General features: G+C 37.4%; 19 protein-coding genes. 8 read left to right on the top strand and 11 right to left on the bottom strand.

The window, feature by feature from the left end; genetic code table 11:
• Position 1: 1 nt before the first annotated feature.
• Together L1275_RS10825 and L1275_RS10820 are read left to right on the top strand one after the other, a co-directional pair.
• The gene (locus L1275_RS10825) at positions 2 to 388 is read left to right on the top strand and encodes a DUF1801 domain-containing protein (RefSeq protein WP_253472785.1); all 387 of its coding nucleotides are present in this window, start codon (positions 2 to 4) and stop codon (positions 386 to 388) included.
• 584 nt (positions 389 to 972) lie between these two features.
• Positions 973 to 2,076 (top strand): Fic family protein, encoded by a 1,104-nt coding sequence (locus L1275_RS10820; protein WP_253472782.1) that lies wholly within the window; start codon positions 973 to 975, stop codon positions 2,074 to 2,076.
• Between the two features lie 153 nt (positions 2,077 to 2,229).
• On the opposite strand, the gene L1275_RS10815 is transcribed toward L1275_RS10820, so the two are convergent.
• The 3 genes from L1275_RS10815 to L1275_RS10805 all read right to left on the bottom strand — a co-directional run bounded on the left by L1275_RS10815 (position 2,230) and on the right by L1275_RS10805 (position 5,854).
• The gene (locus L1275_RS10815) at positions 2,230 to 3,471 is read right to left on the bottom strand and encodes an MFS transporter (protein ID WP_253472779.1); all 1,242 of its coding nucleotides are present in this window, start codon (positions 3,469 to 3,471) and stop codon (positions 2,230 to 2,232) included.
• A 201-nt stretch (positions 3,472 to 3,672) separates the two neighbouring features.
• Positions 3,673 to 5,409, bottom strand: coding sequence for a thiamine pyrophosphate-dependent enzyme (locus tag L1275_RS10810; RefSeq protein ID WP_253472776.1), 1,737 nt, complete (start codon positions 5,407 to 5,409; stop codon positions 3,673 to 3,675).
• A gap of 46 nt (positions 5,410 to 5,455) precedes the next feature.
• Entirely contained in the window at positions 5,456 to 5,854 is a 399-nt protein-coding gene (locus L1275_RS10805; protein ID WP_253472773.1) for an OsmC family protein, read from the bottom strand.
• A gap of 589 nt (positions 5,855 to 6,443) precedes the next feature.
• On the opposite strand from L1275_RS10805, the gene L1275_RS10800 reads away from it, so the two are divergent.
• From L1275_RS10800 to L1275_RS10790, 3 genes are all read left to right on the top strand, one after another.
• Positions 6,444 to 7,286 carry a GNAT family N-acetyltransferase gene (locus L1275_RS10800; RefSeq protein WP_253472770.1) on the top strand — a complete coding sequence of 281 codons (843 nt, stop codon included), beginning with the start codon at positions 6,444 to 6,446 and terminating at the stop codon, positions 7,284 to 7,286.
• Positions 7,287 to 7,534: 248 nt separating this feature from the next.
• Positions 7,535 to 8,050 (top strand): hypothetical protein, encoded by a 516-nt coding sequence (locus L1275_RS10795; protein ID WP_253472768.1) that lies wholly within the window; start codon positions 7,535 to 7,537, stop codon positions 8,048 to 8,050.
• Between the two features lie 74 nt (positions 8,051 to 8,124).
• The gene (locus L1275_RS10790) at positions 8,125 to 8,781 is read left to right on the top strand and encodes a CatB-related O-acetyltransferase (protein WP_253472765.1); all 657 of its coding nucleotides are present in this window, start codon (positions 8,125 to 8,127) and stop codon (positions 8,779 to 8,781) included.
• A 14-nt stretch (positions 8,782 to 8,795) separates the two neighbouring features.
• Here the strand turns inward: L1275_RS10790 and L1275_RS10785 are convergent, their stop codons facing one another.
• The 7 genes from L1275_RS10785 to L1275_RS10755 form a co-directional block, all read right to left on the bottom strand.
• Positions 8,796 to 9,347, bottom strand: coding sequence for a chromate transporter (locus L1275_RS10785; protein WP_253472762.1), 552 nt, complete (start codon positions 9,345 to 9,347; stop codon positions 8,796 to 8,798).
• Between the two features lie 4 nt (positions 9,348 to 9,351).
• Positions 9,352 to 9,885, bottom strand: coding sequence for a chromate transporter (locus tag L1275_RS10780; RefSeq protein WP_253472759.1), 534 nt, complete (start codon positions 9,883 to 9,885; stop codon positions 9,352 to 9,354).
• Between the two features lie 248 nt (positions 9,886 to 10,133).
• Entirely contained in the window at positions 10,134 to 10,817 is a 684-nt protein-coding gene (locus tag L1275_RS10775; protein ID WP_253472756.1) for a DUF421 domain-containing protein, read from the bottom strand.
• Between the two features lie 213 nt (positions 10,818 to 11,030).
• Positions 11,031 to 11,843: an alpha/beta hydrolase family protein gene (locus tag L1275_RS10770; protein ID WP_253472753.1), complete on the bottom strand. Its 813-nt coding sequence runs from the start codon at positions 11,841 to 11,843 to the stop codon at positions 11,031 to 11,033.
• A gap of 70 nt (positions 11,844 to 11,913) precedes the next feature.
• On the bottom strand, positions 11,914 to 12,495 hold the full coding sequence (locus L1275_RS10765) for a Crp/Fnr family transcriptional regulator (RefSeq protein ID WP_253472750.1): 582 nt from the start codon (positions 12,493 to 12,495) through the stop codon (positions 11,914 to 11,916).
• 266 nt (positions 12,496 to 12,761) lie between these two features.
• Positions 12,762 to 13,331 carry a thioredoxin family protein gene (locus tag L1275_RS10760; protein WP_253472747.1) on the bottom strand — a complete coding sequence of 190 codons (570 nt, stop codon included), beginning with the start codon at positions 13,329 to 13,331 and terminating at the stop codon, positions 12,762 to 12,764.
• 211 nt (positions 13,332 to 13,542) lie between these two features.
• A complete protein-coding gene (locus tag L1275_RS10755) occupies positions 13,543 to 15,078 on the bottom strand; it encodes a hypothetical protein (protein ID WP_253472744.1) in 1,536 nt (511 codons plus the stop codon).
• 691 nt (positions 15,079 to 15,769) lie between these two features.
• On the opposite strand from L1275_RS10755, the gene rlmF reads away from it, so the two are divergent.
• A complete protein-coding gene (gene rlmF / locus L1275_RS10750) occupies positions 15,770 to 16,678 on the top strand; it encodes a 23S rRNA (adenine(1618)-N(6))-methyltransferase RlmF (protein ID WP_253472741.1) in 909 nt (302 codons plus the stop codon).
• A 61-nt stretch (positions 16,679 to 16,739) separates the two neighbouring features.
• Positions 16,740 to 17,183, top strand: a complete 444-nt coding sequence (locus tag L1275_RS10745; protein WP_253472724.1) for an acetyltransferase — start codon at positions 16,740 to 16,742, stop codon at positions 17,181 to 17,183.
• A gap of 313 nt (positions 17,184 to 17,496) precedes the next feature.
• On the opposite strand, the gene L1275_RS10740 is transcribed toward L1275_RS10745, so the two are convergent.
• Positions 17,497 to 18,201 carry a DUF1003 domain-containing protein gene (locus L1275_RS10740; protein WP_253472721.1) on the bottom strand — a complete coding sequence of 235 codons (705 nt, stop codon included), beginning with the start codon at positions 18,199 to 18,201 and terminating at the stop codon, positions 17,497 to 17,499.
• A gap of 968 nt (positions 18,202 to 19,169) precedes the next feature.
• On the opposite strand from L1275_RS10740, the gene L1275_RS10735 reads away from it, so the two are divergent.
• Entirely contained in the window at positions 19,170 to 25,826 is a 6,657-nt protein-coding gene (locus tag L1275_RS10735; protein ID WP_253472718.1) for a gliding motility-associated C-terminal domain-containing protein, read from the top strand.
• Positions 25,827 to 25,828: the final 2 nt, after the last annotated feature.

Here is a 25,828-nt window from a genome sequence, read left to right as displayed (position 1 = left end):
AATGAACGAGCATCAAAATTTTTTTCTGCGTCAGCAAGAACCCAACAACAGTTGTCTGTTGGCACTACGTAGTATTATTCTAAATCAGCATGTGCAAATTTCCGAGACACTAAAATACGGAATGCCTTGTTTTGTGTATGCTAAAAAGGCTATCTGTTATTTGTGGATTGATAAAAAAACCACAGAACCCTATATCTTGTTTGTTGAGGGAAGTTTGTTAAACAATCCTGAATTGGAAATAGGTACGCGATCGCGTATGAAAATTTTAAGAATAAATCCACATGTAGACATTCCCTTTGCATTAGTAGAAAATATAATAGCACAGCTCTTGGCGTATTATAATTCAGAGTTGGCGAAGCATAAAAAAAATAATCAAATCAATTTATGAAGTACGCTATAAAAGAAGTCTTGATAGTTTGTTGTTTGTGTAGTTGATGTACATTTTATTGTTTTATAAAGGTAAAGTGATTTACAATAATGCTAAAGTTGTTTGGTGTTTTTCGGACGAACAATTTGAACATTTCGTAAAGCGATTGAACGAATTGGAGGTTGTAAGAGTAACAAAAGTTTACTAATGTTATTATTTTTAATTCTTTACTAAGTCAAAATATAAGAGCTCGTAGTAGACAAGTGAAAAATTGCGATGAAGTCTAGGAATTAAAAGTAAGCTTTGAAAAATATATAAGAAACAGCAATGCCATATTTGATATCGGAATTATTTATGCATATATCTCTTTTTATCGATGGGAAATCTATGCACTATACGAGACAAGTTTTTTATATGGCCTATGATATTAAAAGTAAAAGGAGATAGTAGTTTGCATTTGATTAGTGTTTCCCAGCTTTATATCCTTAGAGGGAAAGCACTATTGCCAGAAGAAACTAAATCGAGTAAAAAAATGAGCCGATTAAATCACTTAATCGGCTCATTTTTTATGTATATTTGATTTGTTTAAGAAATTTAATCGGCTTATGCAATACAATTGGCAACATAAAGAATGGGCAAAATTTGATTATAATGCAGCTGTTATAGATCAAATTATCTTGGAGTTTGCCTTAGAAATTGGCGAAATTAAAGGGATGATTGAAAATTTATCTGAAGATATTCGTCAGGAAACCATACTTCAATTTATGATTGATGAGGCTCTTAAAACTTCTGAAATTGAGGGGGAGTATTACAGCCGTCAAGATATCATATCGTCGATTAAGAACCGAATCGATGTCACATCGGCTTTAAATATTAAAGATAAAAATGCCCGAGGAATTGGGGAATTGATGGTATTGGTGCACAAAGATTATAAAGCAGTGTTGTCCGAACAGCTTATCAAAGATTGGCACCAGACCTTGTTTGGCAATTCGAAGCGCATTCAATCGGGACAATATAGACAAGGAGAGGAACCTATGGTCATTGTTAGTGGTCGTTATGGACAAGAACAAATCCATTTCGAGGCCCCTCCTTCCAATCGATTGGCTGAAGAGATGAGACAATTTGTGGAGTGGTACAGGCAATTTGATGTAACTGTATTGGATATAAAAGGTATTTTAATCAAAACAGCCATTACACATTTGTATTTTGAATCCATACATCCTTTTGAAGACGGTAACGGTAGAATAGGTAGAGCCTTAGCTGAAAAATGTTTGGGAGAATCTTTTCAACGTCCTTTGATTATGAGTTTGTCGAGTATGATTGAAAAAGATAAAAAAAAGTATTATAACGCCTTAAAAACAGCTCAAAAGTCATTGGAGATTACGGATTGGATATGGTATTTTTCACAAACCATTTTAGAGTCTCAAAAGTTAACAAAGAAAATAATAGCCTTTACGATTAAAAAAGCACATTTTTTAGATCAAAAAAAGTTACAGCTAAACGAACGACAATATAAAGTAGTACTAAAGATATTTGATCAAGGTATAGCGGGTTTTGATGGCGGTATGACAGCCAGAAAGTATATTTCCATTACTAAGATTTCAAAAGCTACTGCAACCAGAGATTTAATAGATTTAGTAGAAAAACAAATTTTCACTTCTATTGGTGCTGGTCGATCCGTTCGTTATGAATTGAATTTTAGCTCTTGATTTTAGAAATCCACTTATTTTTTGTCGCAGTAGACTACTATTTGATTTTTAATATATTACACATTTTTGCGGCCTTAGACTTTTAGCTGTATTGTTGCACCTAAACAGATGGAATCAAATAACCTAGCGCCTTGGTTTTGGTTTTTTGTCTCCTTATATCTGTTTGCTTTTCATCCCCGTTTCCTTCAATAAAAAACTAATCCCTATAGCTATGGCTATACCTACAATCCAGAACATACCGGCTTGTTGAAAGTGTTGGATTTTATCGGCAGTATTTTCTAAACTTCGTCCAAAAAGTCGACTAAATACCGGACTTACCAAGGTGGTCACTCCAAAAGTAATAAAGTTGATGGCACCGGTTGCGCTGCCTTTGACGAAATCGGGATTGGCTTCTTTGATGATGGAATACGGAATCATTGCAGCACCGGAACCGATTCCCATCATAAACATACTGACTTTAGCGGGTATCAGATCGGGGAAGTAGAGCAGCAGTACTAAACTTGCGATCATGATAAGCGCACCGAGGCGCAGTATCGGTTTTCTACGTCCGATTTTATCGGTAAAATAACCCAGTATTGGACATCCGAATACCCATCCCAACGCGACCATGGCACTGGCAATCGTAGCGGTATGAAAATCGAAGGAGAGGTCTTTCTGAAAAAAGGCCACAGCCCAGGTCATGGCAAATATGGTGGTTGGTGCAAAGAGCAGTCCCGATATGATACCGCAGTACCACGATTGCGGATTGCTAAATACAATTTTATAGGGCTCGAGCAAGCTAGGTCTTTTTTCGTTATTAGCGATTTCTTTGGCGTCATTAGCGGGAATCACAAACCACAATCCCACCGCAACGAGAATGGTAAACAGGCCGGACCACAACCAAAACGTATGAATTTCCATGCCGTTTTCCATCCAGGGTCCTACGATAAACTGTCCTGCTGAGCCGCCGAGCATTCCAAAACACTGCGTAAAACCGATGGCGGTAGCCAGTGATTTGGCAGAAAAACCTTTACTGGCGAGATACACACAACCGGGAAAGGCAAATGCACAACCCGCACCTTGTAGTAAACGACCTGCAGTACCTGCAAACTGACTCGATATCAAAAATAGCAAACACCCAAGACCCAAGATAAAAGCTCCCGCAAACAGCGAGTATTTTGCTCCAAAGCGGTCTAAGGCCATACCGGCTATTAAACTGCAAATCGAATAGGTATAGTAGTAGGTACCGACTATAGTGACCAAACCGATCGAACTGACGTGAAAATTGGATGAGAGCTCCGGTATCATCACTGCGGGTGCCGAACGGATTACATAATCCAAAAAATAAAACAATAATCCGAAAACCCACGCAATCACGTAGTATTTGGTATGCGACTTAGTAAGAGTATGATCCATCAGTGGAGGGATTAAGTTAAAATTGATTCAAAGTAAATGACAAAAGCGGATTCGTTTAAATCTTATAATAGTGTACTAGACAAAGTGATCAAAACTCATCAAAACTAGTAGACAAAGTGAGTAATATTCTAAAGAACTATTAGACAAAGCGATTAATGTTTCTAAAGAAGTATTAGACAAAGTGACTAAAAGATAAAAAGATTAAAAACCTTCTTTGAGGTGTTTGTAGTTGGTTTTTATCGTATCCAGAACCTCGTCCATTTTACCGCCGAGCATCAGTCGTGTCATGGATTTGGCCATACCAGTAACCTGTGCCCATTCCATCTTTGGAGGCATGGCTAAGGCGTTCGGATTGGTAAACACATTGAGTAAGATGGGGCCGTCGTGCATAAAGGCTCTTTTAACGGCATCGAGTACGTCTTCGGGTTTGTGTATATTGATACCGGGGAATCCCATCGCTAGGGCTACCATACCAAAATCGGGATTGACCATATCGGTTTCATTATCGGGTAGTCCATTGACTTCCATTTCGAGTTTAACCATGCCCAGTGCGCGGTTGTTAAATACGATAATTTTGATGGGCAGGTTATATTGTTTTATAGTGGCTAGATCGCCGAGTAACATCGAAAGTCCACCGTCGCCACACATGGCGATGATTTGTTGTTCTGGGTGGGCGAGTGCTGCTCCAATTGCCATCGGCATGGCATTAGCCATAGAACCGTGGTTAAACGATCCGAGCATTTTTCGCTGTCCAGTTCCGGTTATAAATCGCGCACCCCATACGCAGGTCATCCCTGTATCTACGGTGAAAATCGCGTCTTGATCGGCGAGTCTATCGATAATATGCGCGAGGTATTCGGGTTGAATAGCATCTTCAGATCCGTTGTCGTTGATATAAATGTTTTTGTGTTCTTTGACTTTATCGTAAAATTCCAATTGGGCTTTGAGAAAGCTGTCGTCGGTTTTTTCTGCCAACAGCGGTAAGAGGGCTTCTATGGTATGAGCAACATCCCCACAAAGTCCCAAATGCAATTGAGCACGTCTGCCGAGGCGTTCGGTACTGGTATCGATTTGAACGATTTTGTTGTTGGTAGGCATAAATTTATCATACGGAAAATCTGTACCTAAAAGAATCACCAAATCCGACTCGTGCATGCTGTGGTAGGCCGAAGGTTGTCCGAGTAGTCCCGTCATGCCAATTTCATAGGGATTGTTGGGTTGTATGCTCATTTTACCGCGAAACGAATATCCAACAGGAGCTTTAAGGTGTTGTGCAAGTCGCACCACCTGATCGTGAGCTTTTTCCGATCCGATACCGCAAAACAAAGTGATTTTAGCACTGCTTTCAATGGCGCTAACCAATTGTTGTAATTCGTAGTCCGAAGGTCGAATCACCGGATTACAGTTAAAATACTGCGTAGATGTAGTGCTTTCAACAGCTTTCAACTGCGACACATCGCCGGGTAAGCCAATTACAGCTACGCCTTTTTTACCCAAGGCATGTTGGATAGCGGTTTGTATAATTCGAGGCGCCTGCTCGGCGGTCATGATCATTTGATTGTAGTAACTGCAGTCGTCAAACAATTTGATGGTATTGGTTTCTTGAAAATAGTCCATGCCCATTTCATCGGTATTGATGGTAGAGGCTATGGCGAGCATCGGCACATGGGAGCGATGAGCATCATACAAACCGTTGATCAAATGCACATGTCCAGGACCGCAACTACCGGCGCATACGGCAAAACCGTCTAACTCTGCTTCGGCAGCGGCAGCATAGGCACCCACTTCTTCGTGGCGAACGTGTATCCATTTGATTTTTCCGCTTCGGCGGATGGCATCATTAAAGTGGTTTAAACTATCACCCGTTACGGCATAAACCCGTTTTACTCCGGCTTCTATCAACATGTCAACTAATTGTTCTGCGACTATTTTACTCACAATGGGCTATTTTATAAAATTCGTAATTGAGTGGAAGTTTTTGTTTCTAAGGTTGATCCACGATTAGGGTGTGGAATTCGATCTGATGAGTTAGGATTTTGTGGACTGGACAGGAATTGGCTACAAAGAGCAAACGCTTTTTCTGAGCCTCGTCTAAATTGCCGACCAACTCGATTTTACGGGTAAAAAGCGTAGACTCGTCGGCTTCAGACAATTCCACGTTCATACGTACTTCTTGCAGATCCCAACCTTTGCGATCGGCATACATCCGTATCGTTGCGGAGGTACAAGCACTTAATGCGGCAGTTAATAATTCCTTGGGTGAAAAACCGCTGTCTTTTCCGCCTTTATCAAGCGGTTCATCGGCGTGAATGATGTTGCCCGTAGGGGTTTTGATTTCAATCTGGTACAAATCCTTTTTAATACTTGAGTTTACTTGAGCCATTTTAAATCCTTTTTGAGTTAATACAAAACTAGGGTGTTGGAGTACAATGGGGAGGTAGGAATTGATCTTTTATAAAATTCCAGATAACTCGTATTGATGATGCTTTTACAAATTATTAAAACTATTTTTCAAATAGCTGCTAGAGGTTAAATTTTATATACCTGCTTTAATCAATGATTTAACTCTTATAAATTTAATAAAAAAAGAGATAGTTTTTACTTTTTTAAGAGAATTATATTTATCGTATGGATTTCCTTTCGATAAATCGTATCAGCCTAGTCAGGCTCACGAGTGCGATAGTATTGGGTATAATAAAATTGATAGCGATTTACTGAAATAGGGGCAATTCAAAATTTGATTTCAGTTTTCTACGGCGCTTTCCGATCTTTTTTAGTATTTTCGAAATGCCAATTGAAACGAGATACAGCCCGACTTTAAGCACATTTTTAAATGGCGTTATACCTTGATAAATCCCGATGATTTTATAGTAAATCGATAGTATTGACAAGGAGTTATCACGAATTAAAGTACGTTGCAATGGAGTACTTGCAACACTAGAAAAAATATGGAATGCATCAATAAAAAGAACATGGAAATAATCACTTTAGAAAATACAGATTTACAAAGCATTGTTAGTATTATAAACGAATCCTTTGCCGATTATATCATACCCTTACAGTTAACTGCCGAACAATTAGAGCAAAAGATAGCTGCGGAAAACATTCAATTGAATTTGTCTATTGGCGTGGTTTCAGCGGGTAAATTGGTTGGCTTTATGTTGCATGCGATTAACCATTTAGAGGGTAATGTAGTCGTTTATAATGCAGCAACAGGGGTTGTTCCCGAATTTAGAGGAAAAGGAATTGTCGCCAATATGTATGGCGTTTTATTGGCGAAACTGCGAGAATTGGATGTGAAAACCATGCTTTTGGAGGTAATAGTCGGCAATGATTCGGCGATTCGAGCTTATGAAAAAATGGGTTACCGTGTCAACCGTACCTTGGACTCTTTTAAAGGTGTAATTGCGATTGCAGCAGAAAATAAAAACCATGAAGTTCGCGATTTAGTTAACTTGGATTGGGATTGTTTAAAAGCGTTTTGGACTACTTCACCATCGTGGCAAGCCAGTGCGCAGGCTTTAGATAACAGCAGAGAGCGTTTGAGCGTGTTAGGTGCTTATGAAGACGGAGAATTGGTGGGTTATGTGGCTTTTTATGCGAGTATAGCTCGAATACAACAATTAGCTGTGGCACCGAATCAGCGTCGTAAAGGTGTGGCTACAAAATTGATTGAAGTGATGAAAACGGCAATAGGAAGTTCAGAAATAGCAATCAACAATGTGGATCACGAGGCAGTAGATGTAATTGCTTTTTTACAAAGTATGGGATTGAGTTATCGCTTGTCTCAATTCGAAATGATCAAGAACTTATAAAAGCTTTTGGTATGATTAATCTATATACGTTGTTTTTACTGCGAACAAATTTATATTTTGAGGAATCCCATACAAAAACTTATGGAGTAGCAAACAGGCTGAATAGGTTACTTAAAGATTTGGAGTTCAACTTCTTTTTCTTAAAATATTTTTGGAACAAGGAATAGTGAAGTCTGGGTGACGCAATTGGAAATACTACTGACTAAAAGATTATAGGGATTAAATATTTTTCACGAAAATTATAAAATATGGAAATTAAAACATTTTGGACTATCATTATCAAGCTGATAGGTTTATGGATATTATTTAGTGGTTTTGAAATAATTCCGCAGTTTACAATGACCATATCCTTTGTTCAAGGGGAAGTGAATACAGCAGCTTTGTTGTATACTTGGTTTATCATGATCAGTGTTTTGATAATTTATGCATTTCTTATTTACGTATTTCTTTTTAGAAGCCAATGGATTATTCAGGTATTAAAACTGGAGAAAAATTTTAATGAAGCGAGAATTGATGTCAATATAAAAAGTACTGCTGTATTAAAAATAGCGGTTATTGTTATGGGGGGAGTGTTACTTGCAGACAATGTTCCACATTTCTTAAGTAGATTGCTTACTTTTTTTCAACAGAGTGAACAGTTGAAAGATTATAGAGAATCCAGTTGGTTGGCTTATTATTTTATAAAGTTGATGATCGGTTTATTATTGCTTACCAATGCAAAAGCAGTCACGAAATATATAGATAAAGAATCTGTTTCGGATTAGTTGTTTAAACGCTTTAAATAAATGCGTTATCGGCTTACTAAAATTGTAAAATCATTTAAAAAAAAAATCATTTGATGTCAGCAGTTATGACAGAATTAAAGCATTGGTCAAAAGTAGAATATTTACATCAGACGGTTACCAATCCCAACATACACATTAAAGGAACAACGAGTTACTACAGTAATGCGTGGTCGGGAAATTTTGAGCAAAGTGTAGTTCGTTACCTCTATGGAGATGCGTATAGTTTGGAAAATTGGAAATCGGATTGGCCTATCGATCAATTATTTATAGGTTCTCATGTTTGTATCGCGGCAGAGGCAGTGATTTTAATGGGGGGAAATAATACTCATAGAACGGATTGGTTTAGTCTATATCCTTTTGCCGAGGTGATCTCAGAAGCCTATATCGGCAAGGGGGATACGGTTATTGGTGATGGCGCTTGGATTGGTATGCGAGCGATGATTATGCCGGGTATAACCATAGGCGAGGGAGCTATAGTTGCTTCTGGCGCTGTAGTGACTAAGAATGTGGCGCCTTATACTATCGTAGCGGGCAATCCGGCTCAGTTAGTTAAAACTCGATTCGCGCAGCAAATGATAGACGACTTATTGGCATTACAGATATACGAATGGCCTACTGCTAAATTCGCCAAACTCCAAACCTTTATCTGTGCTGCCGATATTGATATTTTGGTGGAGCAAGCATTAAAATACGATCTCGAGCACAAATAAAAATAGTATTGAAATCAATAAATAAGCAATCCTAAAACTGCTGCTAATCCGAGTATTAAAATCGGGTGTAAACGGTATTTGATTGCGAGTAGTAGCGTTACAACAAAAATTAGGGGACTAATTACATCTGTGAAGTTTTCTTCGTTCATAAGAGAAATAGCGGCTATTCCGATTAAGGATACACTCAAGGGACGTATTCCCTGTAAGGCGGAAGCGAAATACACATTGGCTTTAAAACGAACAAAATAGTAGGAGATGAAAAGAATCATTATAAATGAAGGCAAACAGAGGGATAACGTAGCGATTATAGAACCGAGTACACAAAAATAAGGGTTATATCCCAAGTTTTCGAGTGCTTTATATCCAGTATAGGTGGCGCTATTGATACCGATAGGGCCGGGGGTAGTTTGAGAGATTGCTACCAGATCGACAAACTCTTTGTTGGTCATCCATTGGTTTTGAACTACCACTTCATCTTGTATAAGCGATAACATCGCATAACCACCGCCAAAACCAAAGGTACCAATTTTTAGAAAAGTCCAAAACAATTTTACAAATACCATCATATACTTAGTTCGTTCGTGCTTTAATGATGTTATAAGTGATGCCTCCTGTAGCACCTAGGATAATAACCCATATAGGCGAGAAACCAAATTGCCACATCAGCAATAGGGCTGCTAAAGGAATCAATATTGTAAATCTGTTTAATTTATTGGCTTTAAAGGCTGCATAACAAGGGGCAACAATCAAAGCGACCGCTGCGGGGCGAATGGCTTTAAAGGCTTTGACTACCCAGATGTTATCAGCAAAACGATTGAAAAATACAGCAATCAGTACAATGATTAAAAAAGGGGCTATAACAGTACCCAAAGCAGCGACTATTCCTCCTTTGATACCCGACATCTTATAGCCTACCATAGCGGCTAAATTGGTAGCGAATACCCCCGGAAGCGATTCGGTTATCGGTAAAATCTCGTAAAACTCATCGGTGGTTAACCAACCTTTCGCGATGATTTCGCGTTCAATTAATGGAATCACGGCATAACCGCCGCCTATGGTGAAAAGTCCGATTTTGGTGAAAGTGAAAAAGAATTTTAAAAGCATTTTGTTGCCGTTTTACCGCCTTGAAGGTATATATCTTGGAGGTAATTAAAGAACTTGAAAGATACGTTTAATTCAATTTTTATCCTAGGAAGTGGGCTGTTTACTTATGGTAAAAAACAGTTTTTTTTATTTTTTTAAAGCCATTCACAGTAAGGATATATACCAATTTGATAAATCAGAAGAAATATAACGAGTTCTGTGAAAAATCTAATTTAGAGTAGTATTTTAAAAAGAATTCAATGGGTTCGTTAAGCTTGATGACTGCGGTTACTGGCAGCGATCCATTCGGATTTTTGACATCTTGGGCAAGTAGGAGAGGTCTGGTTTTGAAAAGCGATGGTTTCTCCGCAAAACAGGCAAGAATATCGGGTCCCTATTTCAAAATTGGTTACAATTTGTTCGATATATTGAGGCAGGATGGGAAGACCATATTGCAATTCAGCCTTGTCGAAGAAGTACACACTTACTTCACCTGAAGTCTCTAGAATAGCATACTCGACTTGTCCTAAATGAAAAACACCTTGAAGGCGTAATTCCATAAAAAACTCATCCTTACTAAGCGTTTCTTTTTTAAAGTCATTTAGGGCAAAAGTTCCTTTCTTAATGATATAAACCGGCTTTCCTTCGAAGAAATTTTCTAAACGTTGGTATTTAAAAATCAACAGTGTAAATATTTTATAACAGATAACAAGTACAGCAAAAGCAATCAAGGCATTGATGATTCCAATTTCCATGTACAACATCGGATCGCCTGCGGCTGATCCCAAACCTAGAATCACGACCAGTTCAAAGACAGACAATTGTTTGACTCCTCGTTTTCCCAGTATTCGCAAAAAGATTAAAATAATGAAAAACATAACAACCGTACGTAGCGCAACGTTGATGAGTAAATTGTTTTCTAATTCTCCGAATAAAAAATTACTGGCTTCCATATGTAGACCTTAGGGGTGAATTAAATATACGTTTTTTTAAAGTGGTTAGCACTACAGAGTGCGATCATTTATAAAAAATATTTACAATACTATATATGGTGCATATTTAAAAAAGAAGTACACCAACTGCTTGAATATGCTTTTGGTGTACGCCTTTGTTGTGCTAGTTAATAGCAATCTATTTACTTATAATTTGTGAGGCGAAATTAGATTCTAAAGCTTCCAATACTTGTCAAATAACGCCAATTGATTGGACATCGATTGGCTCCAATAGTTAGCGTCGTGAGTACCGAGAGATTCGATATACAGATGTTGTACTTTATTAGTGATCAGTTGCTGATGAAATTCCCGATTCATCTCAATCATTTGTGTGTCTTCTGTGCCACAATCTAGTATATACAATTGTTTTGAAGATTGCATTTTCGATATATTATGGCTTGTAAAAAAGGTATGAGGCAGTTTATTAAAGTCACCCAATACCTTATTTACTTGATAGTAAGTATAATTATTTCCAAATCGATTAAAATCCAACGCACCGCAGGAACTGCCTACAAAAGCAAAATTATTGGGATGATTGATACCGATATGTAACGCGCCATAACCACCCATGCTCCAACCGCATATTGCACGGTATTGGCTGCTTGAGATTGTAGGATAATTGCTATCTATGTATTGTACCAATTCCTCCCCTATAAAAGTTTCGTATTGGGAGCTTTTATCTATGGGACTGTCTACATACCAACTGTTGTATCTACCGTTGGGAATCACGTAGATGGTTTGAAATTGCTGTGATAGCTCCATCAGATTGGGAATGTCTTTTTGAATCGTTCTTTCAGGGTTTCCGCTGTATCCGTGAAGTATATAGACCGTTTTATACGCATGACCACTTTCTAATTGGGGTGTGATGATGATGGTTTCAATTTTGGTATTCATCTTGGGACTATAGATCAGTTCACGATGAATTTGTTGGGCATAACCAACAACGGTTACGAGGAATACTACAAAAGTATAAAGAATTGTTTTCATGTTTTGAATTTTAATTACCCTACAAAATTCAGAAGTAAATAAAATAAAAAACTAGACAAATGTTGATGATTTATAAATTTAAATCTTTGCGGATACGGCTCAATTGAGTTGGTGTAATACCGAGATAGGAGGCAATCTGATGTTGTTTAATTCTGGAAATTAAAGAGGGGTTATCTAGCATTTTAAGGTAGCGTTGTTTCGCGGATTCCCGTTTTAGATTGATTTCTAAGGGTTCCTTTTTAACCACCCAGTTTTTTTCGAGATAGTGAAGGTGAAAAAGTGCAAGATCGTGATGTTTATTGATCAATTGACGAAACTTGTCGGCACGATAGCTAATAACCTGAACATCCTCCAAAGCGACTATATTAAATTTACTCGCTTGCTCTTCAATGATGGCGGCGGTGCTAGCGACAAAACTATTTTCCTCAAAAAACATTTTGTAAACGGTATCGCCATTTTCATCTAATAAATAATAGCCCAACAGTCCCTTTTGAATAAAATAATAGTGCTGAGGCCGATCACCAGCTTGTAAAAGCAAATCATTTTTTTTGAAGTAATCTATATGGCAGATGGCTAATAATTCACTTTTCGTTTCTTGTGAAAGGGGGTGATACCGATCAATTTGTTTAAAAAATTCGTCGAAAGTACTCATTCTTTGTTAGGAGTAGAAGGTTCGTGAAATTAAATATTTTGCAGCTGTTTATCAGAGCTTTTTGAGGTTTGTATTTTTGCGGAGGCCATGCGGAACTTTATCTAAAAGACTTGGGGAATGGACAGCGCTGGATCGTAATGGATGAATGAAGGGGTCAAAAGCATTATATTATTTTGCAGACGAAGGCCTTAGCTATGTGAAAAAAAAGAGACCGTTCCTAAAATTATTTGGGAAGGGTCTCTTTTATTTAGTCCATGGATCAAAGGTTATTTTTTGGGCGCATTGTCCAAAAACATTTGTTTAACTTTTTGTGCGTCATAACTTTTGCCAGATTCTAAATCACCCGATCCAAAGATGTTTATAACCACGCCCTCACTATTGATAACAAAAAAGAATGGATACCCCAAACCTTTGGCATCGGGTGCGTATTTAGCAAATACCACTTTATTTTTGTTTTTTGTCGAGTAGTTTAGATGATAGTACAGATAATTGGCATCAACTACCGATTTTAACTCACTATTTTTCTGAACAAAGTCATTAAAACGCAGACACCAAATACACCAGTTTCCACCTGCTTGTACAAATACGTTTTTACCTTCTAACTTGGCTTTGGCTATTAATTCATTGAGTTTAGCTTGAGCATCTTCTTGTTCGTTATAGGGTTTTGATAAGGTTTCTTTTTCAGCCTCAATCGCTTTTTTTGCAGCCACAGTATCAACTTGTACGGTCGCATCAACAGGAGTTGTTGTTATTGGTTCTGTAGGAGTTTCTTTTTTACAGCTGTTGAAAGCAACTAGCGAAGCAATTAGTAAAGCGGTTAGAATCGTCTTTTGCATATTTTTTGAATTAGGGGATTAGATGTTGGTCGCATTTTAAAAAAAGCCCCGCACTTGACAAGGAAATTTCAGATACTAGCGATGAATATCAGTACAAAATTAAGGTTTTTCTGTTTATCATGATACTGTAATTGTAGAGAAGATTATATTAAAAAAATAAGGGCGTCTAATTAGACGCCCTCAGTATAAAATGTTGATCGATAAGTTTTACTTATCTTTTGTTTTTAAGGTTTTTAGCCGCATCAAAAGCCTTTCCTTTTCCAAAAGATTTTGTAGTTGCTTTAACGGTTTTTGCTTTAGCAGCCGGTTTTTTAGCGCTATTGTGAAACGTTAATGCTCCTGAATAATCAGCTGTAATTTTGTTCGCTCTGTCATCTACAGCATTTAACTGTATAGAATAATTATTTCCTGTTTTAGCAATAGTAACCGATCCTGTTCGAGTTGGAGCAGAATTGGCGTAATCGTCGTTTTTCATTTCAAAAAACCAAGTTCCGAAATCCAAACCAACTTCAGTACCACCACCAATTCCAGCATTTCCAGCGCTTTCTTGACCAATTGGGTAAACTCCAGCAGGAATATCAGTAGTAGCGTTCACATCAGTGTAAATCGATAGACGCACATATTCTCCTGTTCCTTCCGTTGCCCAATAATATTCTGGGTAAGTAGTAACTCCTTTGTTATATAGATAGATATTCCAACGGTTGTTTTCTTTTCCATCAATTGGTGATTTTCCAACATACTCGATAAAACCATAATCTAAAGCACCTACAGCGCGGTCTGCTTTTAAAGAGGAGATGGTGTATTCGTCACCTTGTCTTACTTTTCCAGTGTATTTACCAACGTGTCTTGATCCATCTTGCAATTCAATGTTAAAACGAACTTGTTGTCCTTTAGCATCATCCATGGTTTTGATTGTACCGTCAGTGATGTATACCGCTTTCTTTAAGCTTTCTGAGCTTTTATTCTGAAGAAAAACAGCATAAGTTAAATCAATTTTTTCTTGATTTAAATTCTCTTCCGATTGAATAAGGAAAGTTCCTTCCTTACGCTCTCTAGAAGCTTTATAGGTTTTATTCGGGATTTTTGCTTCCCATGCTTTTGCTGGCATAGCATCAAAGAAAGATAATGAGATATGGTAGCCATCTCCTTCTAGTTCACCGTATTTATTAGCTTCTCCTTGAGTGAAAAAGGTCATATACTCTCCGACGTTCGGATAGTCATATTGATTATCTCCCCAGAACCATCCGTTTTGGATTTCGTATTGCGTTTCGTAAATCGGTTCGATATCCAATAATCCCGTGTAATTGATATCAAAAGCCACGTTTTGTGCATCTACTAATTGTCCTTTGATCGTGTAAGTGTCTTCGGTATGAGTGATATTCAGATTTCCACTGGTGATGTTTAATTTTGCATCAGCTTTCTTAAAATAACTATCAGGTGAAATCGTATAAAGCTCTCCTGATGGATTTACACCATAGTTGGTCGCTTTTAATTCTGCATCCAATAGATCTTTGTCAGCGATGATGTCAGAAATCAGGATCAATTCTAAATCCGTGTCGTTCGATTTAAGCTTAATAGCAAATTTACCTTTGTTTTGCACTGTTCCTAGGTAAGTCCCTGTAGAAGATACAATGGTGATTTCATTGTTTTTCTCTTCTTCTTTTGTGGTGTTGTCATCATTGCTGCACGATGATAATGCGCCGTTTGTAAGCACAAAAAGACCTAATAATCCAATTAATTTTTTCATAGAGTTGAAATTAAGGGTGTTTAATTTTGCTACTCAAAGCAAGTGTTTAAAATTTGGTTTTTCAAAAATAGTAGTAGGTGATAAGGAATCTTATCTGTTGGTGTTAATGTTGATAAATTTTATTTTGTCGTTAACAATACACATTTTGTGATGTGTTTAATTTTTAAGGAGGATAAATGTAAACAAAATTTTTTGATAATATTATTTATTTAGGCGTCATTTTTTTTCATATTGATAATATTAGCGGTTTTTTGCAGGTGGAATATTTAGTAAATAACCGTGTATCCCTTGTGAATTCTAAGTTTTGTAAGTTTTTAAAAAAAAATTAAATTTTGTAAAACTAGTTTCGTTTTGTATCGGTTAAATATTATAATTATGACCTATTTCGATGTTTTGATAGTAAATTCTACGGCTTTTTAACTGTTGATTATTGTGGTGGTATAGCTATATACCGATCAAAAATTATAGACGTAGCATTGTTGATTAATGGGTGTGTAGATTTGGTGTTTAGAACATTTAATCGTAACTTATAGTAGTGGGAAGCAGGTAAACACTTTTACTGCCGTGAATAGTGGATTAAAGTTTTTAGTTTAAAAATCATCTTAACTCTCAAAACCTATTAAAAAGGCTAATTGGTGAAATAAACCTATGAATTCCGTTCAAATACTCTAATTTTGTAAAAAACAAGGAGATGAAAGCTAGTAGCCCCAATAAAAAGAAATTACACCCGAGAAATAAACACAATAAACTATATGATTTCGACCGTTTGAAAGCGGCCGTTCCTGAATTAGTACCTTATATAATTAAAAATCCTTCGGGAGTAGACACGATTGATTTTTCAAAACCCGAAGCAGTGGTATTGCTCAATAAGGCGTTATTGATGACTGATTACAAATTGACCTATTGGGAATTACCTCAGGACAATTTATGTCCGCCTATACCGGGTAGGGCTGATTATATTCATTATATAGCCGATTTACTGGCTACCTATAATGCGGGGGTAGTACCGACTGGAAATTCGATAAAAATATTGGACTTAGGCGTGGGGGCAAATGCGATTTATCCGATAATTGGTGTTGCTGAATACGGTTGGCGATTTGTGGCATCGGACATTAATAAAGAATCCTTGGCTTCCGCTGAGAATATTGTCAGTAATAATCCGCATTTGAAAACGATGGTAAGTTTGCGTTTACAACCGAGTTCTCGAAATATATTGGAAAATATTATTGGAGAGCAAGAGCAGTTTACAGCGGTAATTTGTAATCCACCATTTTTTAAATCTCAGGAAGACGCGGCCAAACAAAGTGCGCGCAAAGTTAAAAACCTCGGAAAGAAATCCGTTGTTGCACCAACACCTAATTTTGGTGGTCAGAGCAATGAGCTTTGGTGTGAAGGTGGCGAGTTAACTTTTATTACGAACTATATATATGAGAGTAGACGTTTCGGTGCTCAAGTAAAATGGTTTACCACTTTGGTTTCCGATCAAAATCACTTAAAATCCATACAGCGATTATTGCACAAAGTAGGCGCTACAGAAATGCAAATTATCGAAATGGAGCAAGGAAATAAAATTAGTAGAATTGTAGCTTGGAAGTTTTAAATGGGATTTAATATGTAAAGATTATTTTATAATTTTATAGAAACACTTCATCCACTATATTATGACAAAGGTGAATTTTGAAATTGAAAAATATCAGGATAATTACAAACCTCAAATTCTCGCAGTTTGGGAGCGAGCCGTTTTGGCTACTCATGACTTTTTGACTCCTCAAGATTTTCAGGAAATCAAAACTTTTTTGAGGGAATTTGACTTTACAACTTTAGAGGTCTATTGCTTGATTCAGCAAGAAAAAATTAGCGGTTTTATGGCTATCCACGACCATAAATTAGAAATGCTGTTTATTGATTCTGATTATTTTGGAATTGGTTTGGGGCGTAGTTTATTGGATTATGCAGTCGAAGTATTGGACGTGGATCGCGTTGATGTCAACGAGCAAAACACCCAAGCTGTTGGTTTTTATAAAAAGATGGGATTTCAGGTAGTTGATCGATCAGAAACTGATGATCAAGGAAGGAACTATCCGCTTTTACATATGAAATTGTAAATCTCCGCATCGTAGGAACAAGTCTTGAACTGTCGAACTGCGGTATCCCTCATGTTTACCTTGATGGTTTTTCATTACTTTGTAGCTTACATCCAATTGTATGATGAATTACATGAAAAATTATTTATTAGTAAGTTTATCCGTAGTGACTTTATCCGTAGCTGGCAGCTTTTATTACAATTCTAGTGCTGCAACTTGTACGGGATCATCAAGTTGTAAGGCTTGTAAAAACTGCAAATATTGTAAACATTGTTCTGTAAAAGGGAATAGTTGTGGGGTTTGTAGATAAAGGCTTCTAAGAAATCGGTGAATGCTACTTTATGTTTTTCAATTCTTTTACTTCCTTCATTAAATCTTCGAGATAATCGGTTTGTATTTCTTGGATCTCCAACAATTTTTTATTTTGATGCACGAGTAAATGGTCTATTTTTTCGCTTAGGAGTTTAATTTCCAATTCTGCTTTGAGGTTGATTTTATAGTCGTGTTCTCCGCGGATTCGGTCTTTCTGTTCTTGTCTGTTTTGACTCATCATGATAATGGGGGCTTGGATAGCAGCCAAACAAGATAAAATTAAATTAAGGAGTATGAACGGAAAGGGGTCAAAGGGTTTGGTCGCTAAAAACCAAATGTTGATCAGCATCCAAACTAAAATAAACAAAAAAAAGGTAATGATAAAAGTCCAACTACCTCCAAAGGCAGCAACGTGATCGGCAAGTTTTTGACCGATTGTCAACTCTGTTTCGATTTCATCTTGGATGTTTTCAGATAATATAGCATTGTTTTGTATGGCAGTCATCACATCGATATCGATCATGGCGAGTTCACCCTTCTCTTGAGTGATCAGTGAGGTCAAGTAAAGGCGGCGATACTGATTGAGTTCCATTAAGCTGATATAGTGATCTTTTTGAATAGCCGGGAAATCGACTTTTATTAAATTAAAAATTCCCTCGCGGATATCTGAAACTTGTATTTCTTCACCGGTTTTAATCTCTTTTTTACTGATAGCGCTGATTTCCATTTGCTGATTTTATTTTTATACTGTGAGCATGCGATATTTTAGAATGGAAATTGTTTGCTTTCCAACAAATGTCGTAGTGCTGTTGTTAATTGATTGGAATAATTGTTGTAAGGTTGGATTCCATTTTAGGTATGCGATTGCGTTTAATGTACCCAGCAGCTTTCAAACATTTAAAGATATGATAATTTTCTCCTATCAGAATTATTTAAAAGCCATTTTCTGTGTTTTTTATAGTACAATTTGTGAATGATTTTGTATTCTTTATTAGAAGATAAAGATTGATGTCTTGTTTTTATATCAAGCTACATGTAAATGTTATTTCGAATTTATCTAGGATTATTGCTAATCAGCACTCCTCAGTGTCAAGAATTTTCTTTAATTGGGATATTTGAAGTCGAAATGACAATTTGTGCGTTAAGTATATGTAATCCTTATAATGATTGATTTTTTTAAAATTTAATTGAGGCATATATAGCAAATTGCTTGTTTTTGGGCTGTTTTATTGATAGACTATACTAGTAAAACACTACTTTATCTATTATGTAATCTTGTTATCTGCATTATTTATGTGATTTTTTATATAAAATTAATATAATTCTATTTTATTTCTCATTTTATACTATATTTGGTCTGCTTTTGAGAAAGTACTCAATATGCGATTTTATATTAAATTTTAAGACCTCCTTACTAACGAATCGAGTATTTATAATTTAATAAAAACCTACAAAGTGAATATAACTCTTCTGTCGTTATTTAGGAGTGTTTTTGCAATGGATGAAGTATTCGTTGTGAAACAATCTTTAGAGTACAAGATGTGTTACAAATAAGTGATTACCTCATTTCTGTAAGAGGTGGGGGTATCGTTGTTATAAATAAAATGGACATATATATTATGTAATAAAGAGAACGATCGTCTTAGGTGTTGGGAAACCGAAGTCGATTAAGATTAGTAAACTAAATAAATAGGTATGAGCAAAAAGAAGACTCTCGCCGCGACTATTAGAAACCTAATAGTTGCAGTGGGAATTAGTATGTTGCTGCCCCTGACAGGGTATGCACAGGTGAGTCATGTTTTTCCGAATAAAGTAACGGGAAAACATCTTGACGATGCGTCTAACGCATTAGACAAAAGCGATTCGTTCGCAAAGGTTAATTCTTATGGCGGACTTGCCTTAGGAATAGGTAGTTATAGCGGGAATTTGGATTTAGCATTCGATACCGCAATACCTGCCAATCAAACTTCCTACATTCGTATGGGGTTTAATCCAGATGTTTTAAATGCCATTCTAGGCGGAGGTTTAGGTGGTGTATTGGCTGATATTTTGGGAACTGTGGTTCTGGGGAACCACAGTTTTGAAGTGATTGCGTCTAGCGGATCTAAAGAGATTCTAAAGGTAAACAGTCAGAAAAACAATAGTTTTTCTTCTCGAGCACGTATGGTTCAAAACCAATTTGGCCATTATATGCTCGCTTTAAAACCGGATCAGTCTTACAATAAGTTGTCGGTTATTGATCGTACTAGCGCTTTACTGCTCGGTACTTTGAATCACACTAAGGTTTACAGTGTGTTTACTACTTCAGGTTCAGATGTTTGTAATCAGGAGTTGCTGACATACTACGATGCCAATGGCGGATTATTGACTCTTGATGCTTTAGGATTAGCTCGTGGAGGAGTTACTAATGCCTATAAGGCCATAGATAAAGATGCCGATAGTTTTTCAGAAATCAGTTTGGGTCTACTTGCAGTTGCAGGAGAGATTAGTCAGACGATTCAATTGGAAACTCCAATGGGAGCTGAAAAACAATTTCACGTAGTGATGCAAGTGGGCAATCCTGCACTTTTGCAGTTGGGACTTGCTTCAGATGCGATCCGAATTCAAGCTTTGAGTAACGGAGTCGTTGTTTTTGAGAAACCGGTTAATAAAGACTTTTTAAGTCTGGATTTATTGGGGCTTTTAAGCAGCAATAAAAAAGCGCGTATTCCCTTTCATCCAAATACTAATTTTGATGCTGTACGCATTGTACTGCGATCATTTTTGGATTTGAATTTAGCAAAAACCACGAAAATATATGATGTAGAATTTACTTCTTTTCAATCGCAATTATCTTTGCAAGGCTGTGGAACCGTTGATTTAACAAAAGCCATTCCCAATTTCGACCCGTTGAACTCTTACGAGTTCTTTGATCAAAATGGAGCTGTGGTTGACGGAAATGGAGCAAAAAAATTAACTACTTCTGGAGTTTATCAAATCCGTGGAATAAGCGGAAATGGTTTTTGTCCAAACGATCGCGTGACTGTAGATGTTACCGTATTGGCTTTACCAACTTTAATTGTGACTACCCCAAATAGCGCATTAAATATCGGTGAGAGTATTGAACTAAAAGCTACTTCAAACAGTGTTGTTAAATGGTATGATCAGCAAGGTGTGGAAGTGACTAATCTTAAGGTTGGGCCTTTTACTGAAGCAGGATCGTATTCATTTACGGCTATAGCAAATGATGGACAATGCGAAAGCAGTCACACGGTATATATCAACGTGATTGACCCAGCAACATGTCCTCCTTTGGTAAAACGCGTATATGCTACGAAAACCAGTGTGGGTTCTATAATTACTGGTGGTGTATCAAATAAAGGAAATGCCGTAGATGGCAATTCTAAAACCTATTCCACGATTACGACAGGTTTGGGATTATTGGGAATTGGTACTACATGGCAGAACTTGCAATGGGATCATACGATTCCTGCAGGAACACCAGTTACGATCAAATTGGGAAGTGAATATAGCGGATTAGCTTTGGCTGGCGCTATTTCAGTTGTGGGTACTAAGAAAAATAGTCTTGGTGATCCTATAGATATCGGAACGATTAAAGCGGTAGATGGAGCACTTTTAACGCTGCTTCCGGGACAGAATACTTTTGAATATACTTTTGTACCGTCAACGTTAAGTGGGGTAAAAGCTTATGATGGTATTCGCGTTTCTATGGGCGCTTTGTTAAGTGTGGCTCAGAATGCACGATTATATGGAGCATATCACGAAGCTACTGCAACTCAGGTTGCTTGTACAGGTGAAGATATTCAAGATGTTTTAAGTGGTGTAGTAGACTTGGGAATCGGTGCTTTAACCGCAACAGTTGGGGTTTCTGATCCATGGAATATTGCAGATCGCAATCCGAATACGTATGCTACAATGTTTGCTGGTGTCAACGTGCTAGCTGCAACGGAATTGACCGCTGTTTTTCACAGCCCGTCACAAGTTGGTGATAGTTTGCGTATTGATATTTCTAAGCCCAATGCACTTTTATCTTTAGGCTTGATTAAAGGAATGGAAATCCAACGTTTTTTAGGTAAAACCAAAGTTGGGCAACCGATCTATACCGATTATTCTTTATTGGATTTAAGACTGTTAAGCAATGGAACCTCTCGGATTTTGATTGCTCCGCAAGATGGGATTTATGATCGCGTTCGCATCCGTTTAGGAGGTGTAGCAAACGTTTTAGACTTCTTACGTGTACATCAAATTACGAGAACGGCCAATACCAAAATTATTGGTAGTGATCCTTCTAATCGTATCGAAGCCTGTCAAGGAGAAACCATTTCTTTTGATATTAACGATGTGTGTACCACCTATAAATGGTATGATCAAGAAACCGGCGGAAAAGTTATCCAGACCGGTAATAGTTACACTATTCCTGCAGATATGGCACCGGGTACTTATAAATTCTACATTCAAGCGGTTCGCTACGGATGTGAGAATTATGACCGTACTCAAGTTATAGCAGTAGTAAAAGAAGGAGTTCCTGCTAATGCGGTACTAAATGTTAGTTTAAACGGAGGTCAAGATTTGGATCTTTGTACAGAAAAGGGAACTGTTACCTTACAAGCTACAGTAGCTACGGGCTATGATAATGTGGGATATGTATGGTATCACAACAATAACGGGACTGTTGAATTGGTTTCTAATGCTACCACTGCAACACTAGTGCTAAACAATTTGGCCGTAGGTACTCATACATATTATTTGGCTTTAACCGCTGATGGATATTGTGAAACCAGTGCTGCTGATCGTAAAAAGATTGAGTTTAAGGTTCGAGAAAACAGTACGGCTACTGGAATTACAGTATCCAATACGACTTTCTGTTTGACGGATGCTATTGAAGTAGTACCAACGGTAACCATGGCTAATCCAACATACAATTGGTATTTCACCAATGCGAAACTAAAACCCATTTTAGATGGAGCTGTAGTGAATGGAATTACATACAGCATTAATGCACAAGGGAAACTTTCGATTTCAGGATTGACTGCGGGTACCTATACCTATTTTGTTGCAGCCTCAAATACGACGGTTTGTCAAAACAATGATGGTGATTTAAAGGAAGTAGTACTTACATTAAATAATGCTTCGACGCCAACAACAACAAATACAACTCAGGCATTCTGTATTACAGCTGCACCAAAGGTTGCTGATTTGCAAGCAAACGGTACTAATGTACAATGGTATAGTTCAGAAAAAGGAGGTACAGCTTTAGATCCAACCACAGCACTTATAGATGGTGTTTACTACGCGTCTTCTAAAGTTGGAAATTGTGAAAGTGCTGTTCGTTTAAAAGTAACCGTTAACTTAGCCGATGGCGAATTGGCTACGGGTAATGCTAACCAAAGTTTCTGTAAAGTAGATCAACCTAAGGTTTCTGATATTGTTACCAAGCAAATTGGTGTTAAATGGTATACCACTTTAGTTGGCGGTACGCTTTTGTCAGACCAAACTCTTTTGGAAGATCAAAAAACGTATTATGGAGTATTAGGAGGAGGAACATCTTGTGAATCATCTGTGCGCTTGGCGGTTACGGTAACGGTTTCTGATGTTGCTGTTCCGACGACTACACAGAAAAAACAAGAATTTTGTAAGTTAAGTCTTCCAAAAGTAAGTGATTTAAATGCTACTGCAACAAACATCAAATGGTATTTAGCGCCTCAAGGCGGTGTTGCATTGAATGCTACAACGGCTTTAGTTTCAGGAAATACTTATTATGCAGTCGATACACTTAACGGATGTGAAAGCTCAACTCGTTTAGCGGTTACTGTGACCATACATGATACAGTAAGTCCAAGCACGACTCAAACGGTTCAAACATTTTGTAGTTTGGCTGCACCAACAGTTGCCGATTTAAAAACCAATGAAACCAATGTACTTTGGTATACTGCGGCAGTAGGAGGTAGCTTATTACCTCAAACCACGCCTTTAGCATCAGAGATGACCTATTATGGAGTGCTATCGGTAAATGGTTGTGAAAGCACAACGCGTTTAGCGATTAAAGTTTTGTTGAAGGATGCGGCTGTACCAACAACTACTTCTACACAACAATCATTTTGTAAGGTTAATCAACCTAAAGTAAGCGATATTCAAACCAACGAAGTGGGCGTAAAATGGTATACACTTCCACAAGGAGGAACAGCTATAGCACCACAAACTTTATTGGTTACGGGGACCTATTATGGAGCTCTTGTTCAAAATGGATGTGAAAGTAGTAGTCGTTTGAAAGTTGCTGTTACCATAAATGACGCGGCAACACCAACCACAACTCAAGTAGCTCAATCGTTTTGTAAAGTAAACAAACCTACTATTGCGAATCTAAAAACGGTAGAATCCAATGTTATTTGGTATACGACTCCAAAAGGAGGTACACCATTAGCAGGGACTACTTTATTGGTAAGTGGAACAACCTATTTTGGAGCTTTAGAAGTTGCGGGATGTCAAAGTTCTGTTCGTTTAGCTATCGACGTGATGATTAACGACGAAGCTACTCCTACAACATCTCAAATGGTTCAGAAATTTTGTATCGTTAATCAACCTAAAGTTGGCGATTTACAGACTATAGAAAAAAATGTAGTTTGGTATAACAAAGCTGTTGGCGGAACCCTTTTGCCATCAAATACGGATTTGCTTAATAATACGGTGTATTATGCAGCTATTCAAGGAGTAAATTGTGAGAGCTCTGTTCGTTTAGAAGTTACAGTACTTTTAAATGATGCTGCAAGCCCAACAACCAAATTCACTTCACAAACTTTTTGTAAAGTGAGTCAACCAAAAGTTCAAGATATCGACACTAACGAAAGTGATGTGATCTGGTATCTAGATGCCGTTGGCGGAACTGCTTTAAGTGGATCGGATGTTTTGATTACAGGTATTTATTATGGTGTTTTAATCCAAAACGGCTGTGAGAGCAGTGTTCGATTAAAAGTGAATGTTAAAGTACAAGATGTTGCAACTCCTACAACGGAAAATGCAAAACAAACATTTTGTAAAGTGACGCAACCTACAGTTGCAGATCTAAAAGCAAATCAAACTGGTGTAAGCTGGTATATTGAAGAAGTAGGTGGTGAAGTATTGCCACAAGATCAAGCTTTGGTAGATGGCGTTACTTATTATGGTTCTTTAGTTACAAACGGTTGTGAGAGTACGATTCGTCTAGCTGTCACAGTAACTGTTGAAGACGAGGCTACACCAACTACAACTCAAACTGTTCAGCAGTTTTGTGCGACGAGTAAACCGACAATTGCCGATTTAAAAGTTAATGAAAGCAATGTTATTTGGTATGCTACAGCAACTGCTGGTACACCATTGGCAGCAAAAACGGCTTTGGTAGACGGTGGGACTTACTATGCTGCAATTAAAGGAGCGCTTTGTGAAAGTTCAGCGCGTTTAGAAGTTACTGTACGTTTCTTCGCAGCAACTTTTGCAACGCTTGACGGTGATTTCGAAGTTTGTTTCGGTGAAACAGCTACGTATACAACTGCGGCAGGAATGAGTAATTATTTATGGACTGTAAAAGGCGGAACAATCGTTCAAAGAGGAACAACTTCGGATGATTCGATTACGATTTTGTGGAATGAACAAGGAAAACAATCGTTGCGTATCACCTATACAGACTTAAACGGTTGTACGAATGAAAGTGTTTTTGAGGCTGCTGTTAACGTGATGATTTGTTCGGATTTAGCAATTAGTAAATCGGTAAACGAAGCGAGACCAATTGTAGATGAAAATGTCGTATTTACGGTTACTGTTAAAAATGAAGGTAAAAGTGATTTCACTGATATCGTTATTGCAGATCAACTTCCAAACGGCTATCAATTTGTTTCTTATGAAGCTACTTCGGGAATTTATAAATCGACTACAGGTGAATGGATGATTCCAAGCTTGCTATCTAATTTAGAAGCGACTTTAAAAATCACTGCGAAAGTGAAATTTGAAGGAGATTATCTAAACATTGCAAGTATTTTATCTTCGGAGCCTGCCGATTTGAATACAGCTAACAATAGAGCAGAAGCGAGTGTGGAACCTCATTGTTTAACTATTTATAACGAATTCTCTCCAAATCAAGATGGTTCTAATGATTATTTTAGAATCGATTGTATTGAGTATTTCCAGAATAACTCTATTGAAATTTACAACCGATTGGGAAGTTTAGTATTTAGTACAACTAACTACAAAAACAATTGGGATGGAAAATCAAATGTCAGTGGAACACTTGGAGGAAAAGATCTTTCAGATGGAACTTACTACTACGTTTTGGATTTAGGAAATGGAGTGGTTAAAAAAGGTTGGGTGTATATCATTCGATAACA

Source organism: Flavobacterium sp. HSC-61S13 (assembly GCF_024171535.1).
Lineage (GTDB): Bacteria > Bacteroidota > Bacteroidia > Flavobacteriales > Flavobacteriaceae > Flavobacterium.
Note: the sequence above shows the minus strand (reverse complement) of the source record. Positions and strands in the feature narration are given on the sequence as shown.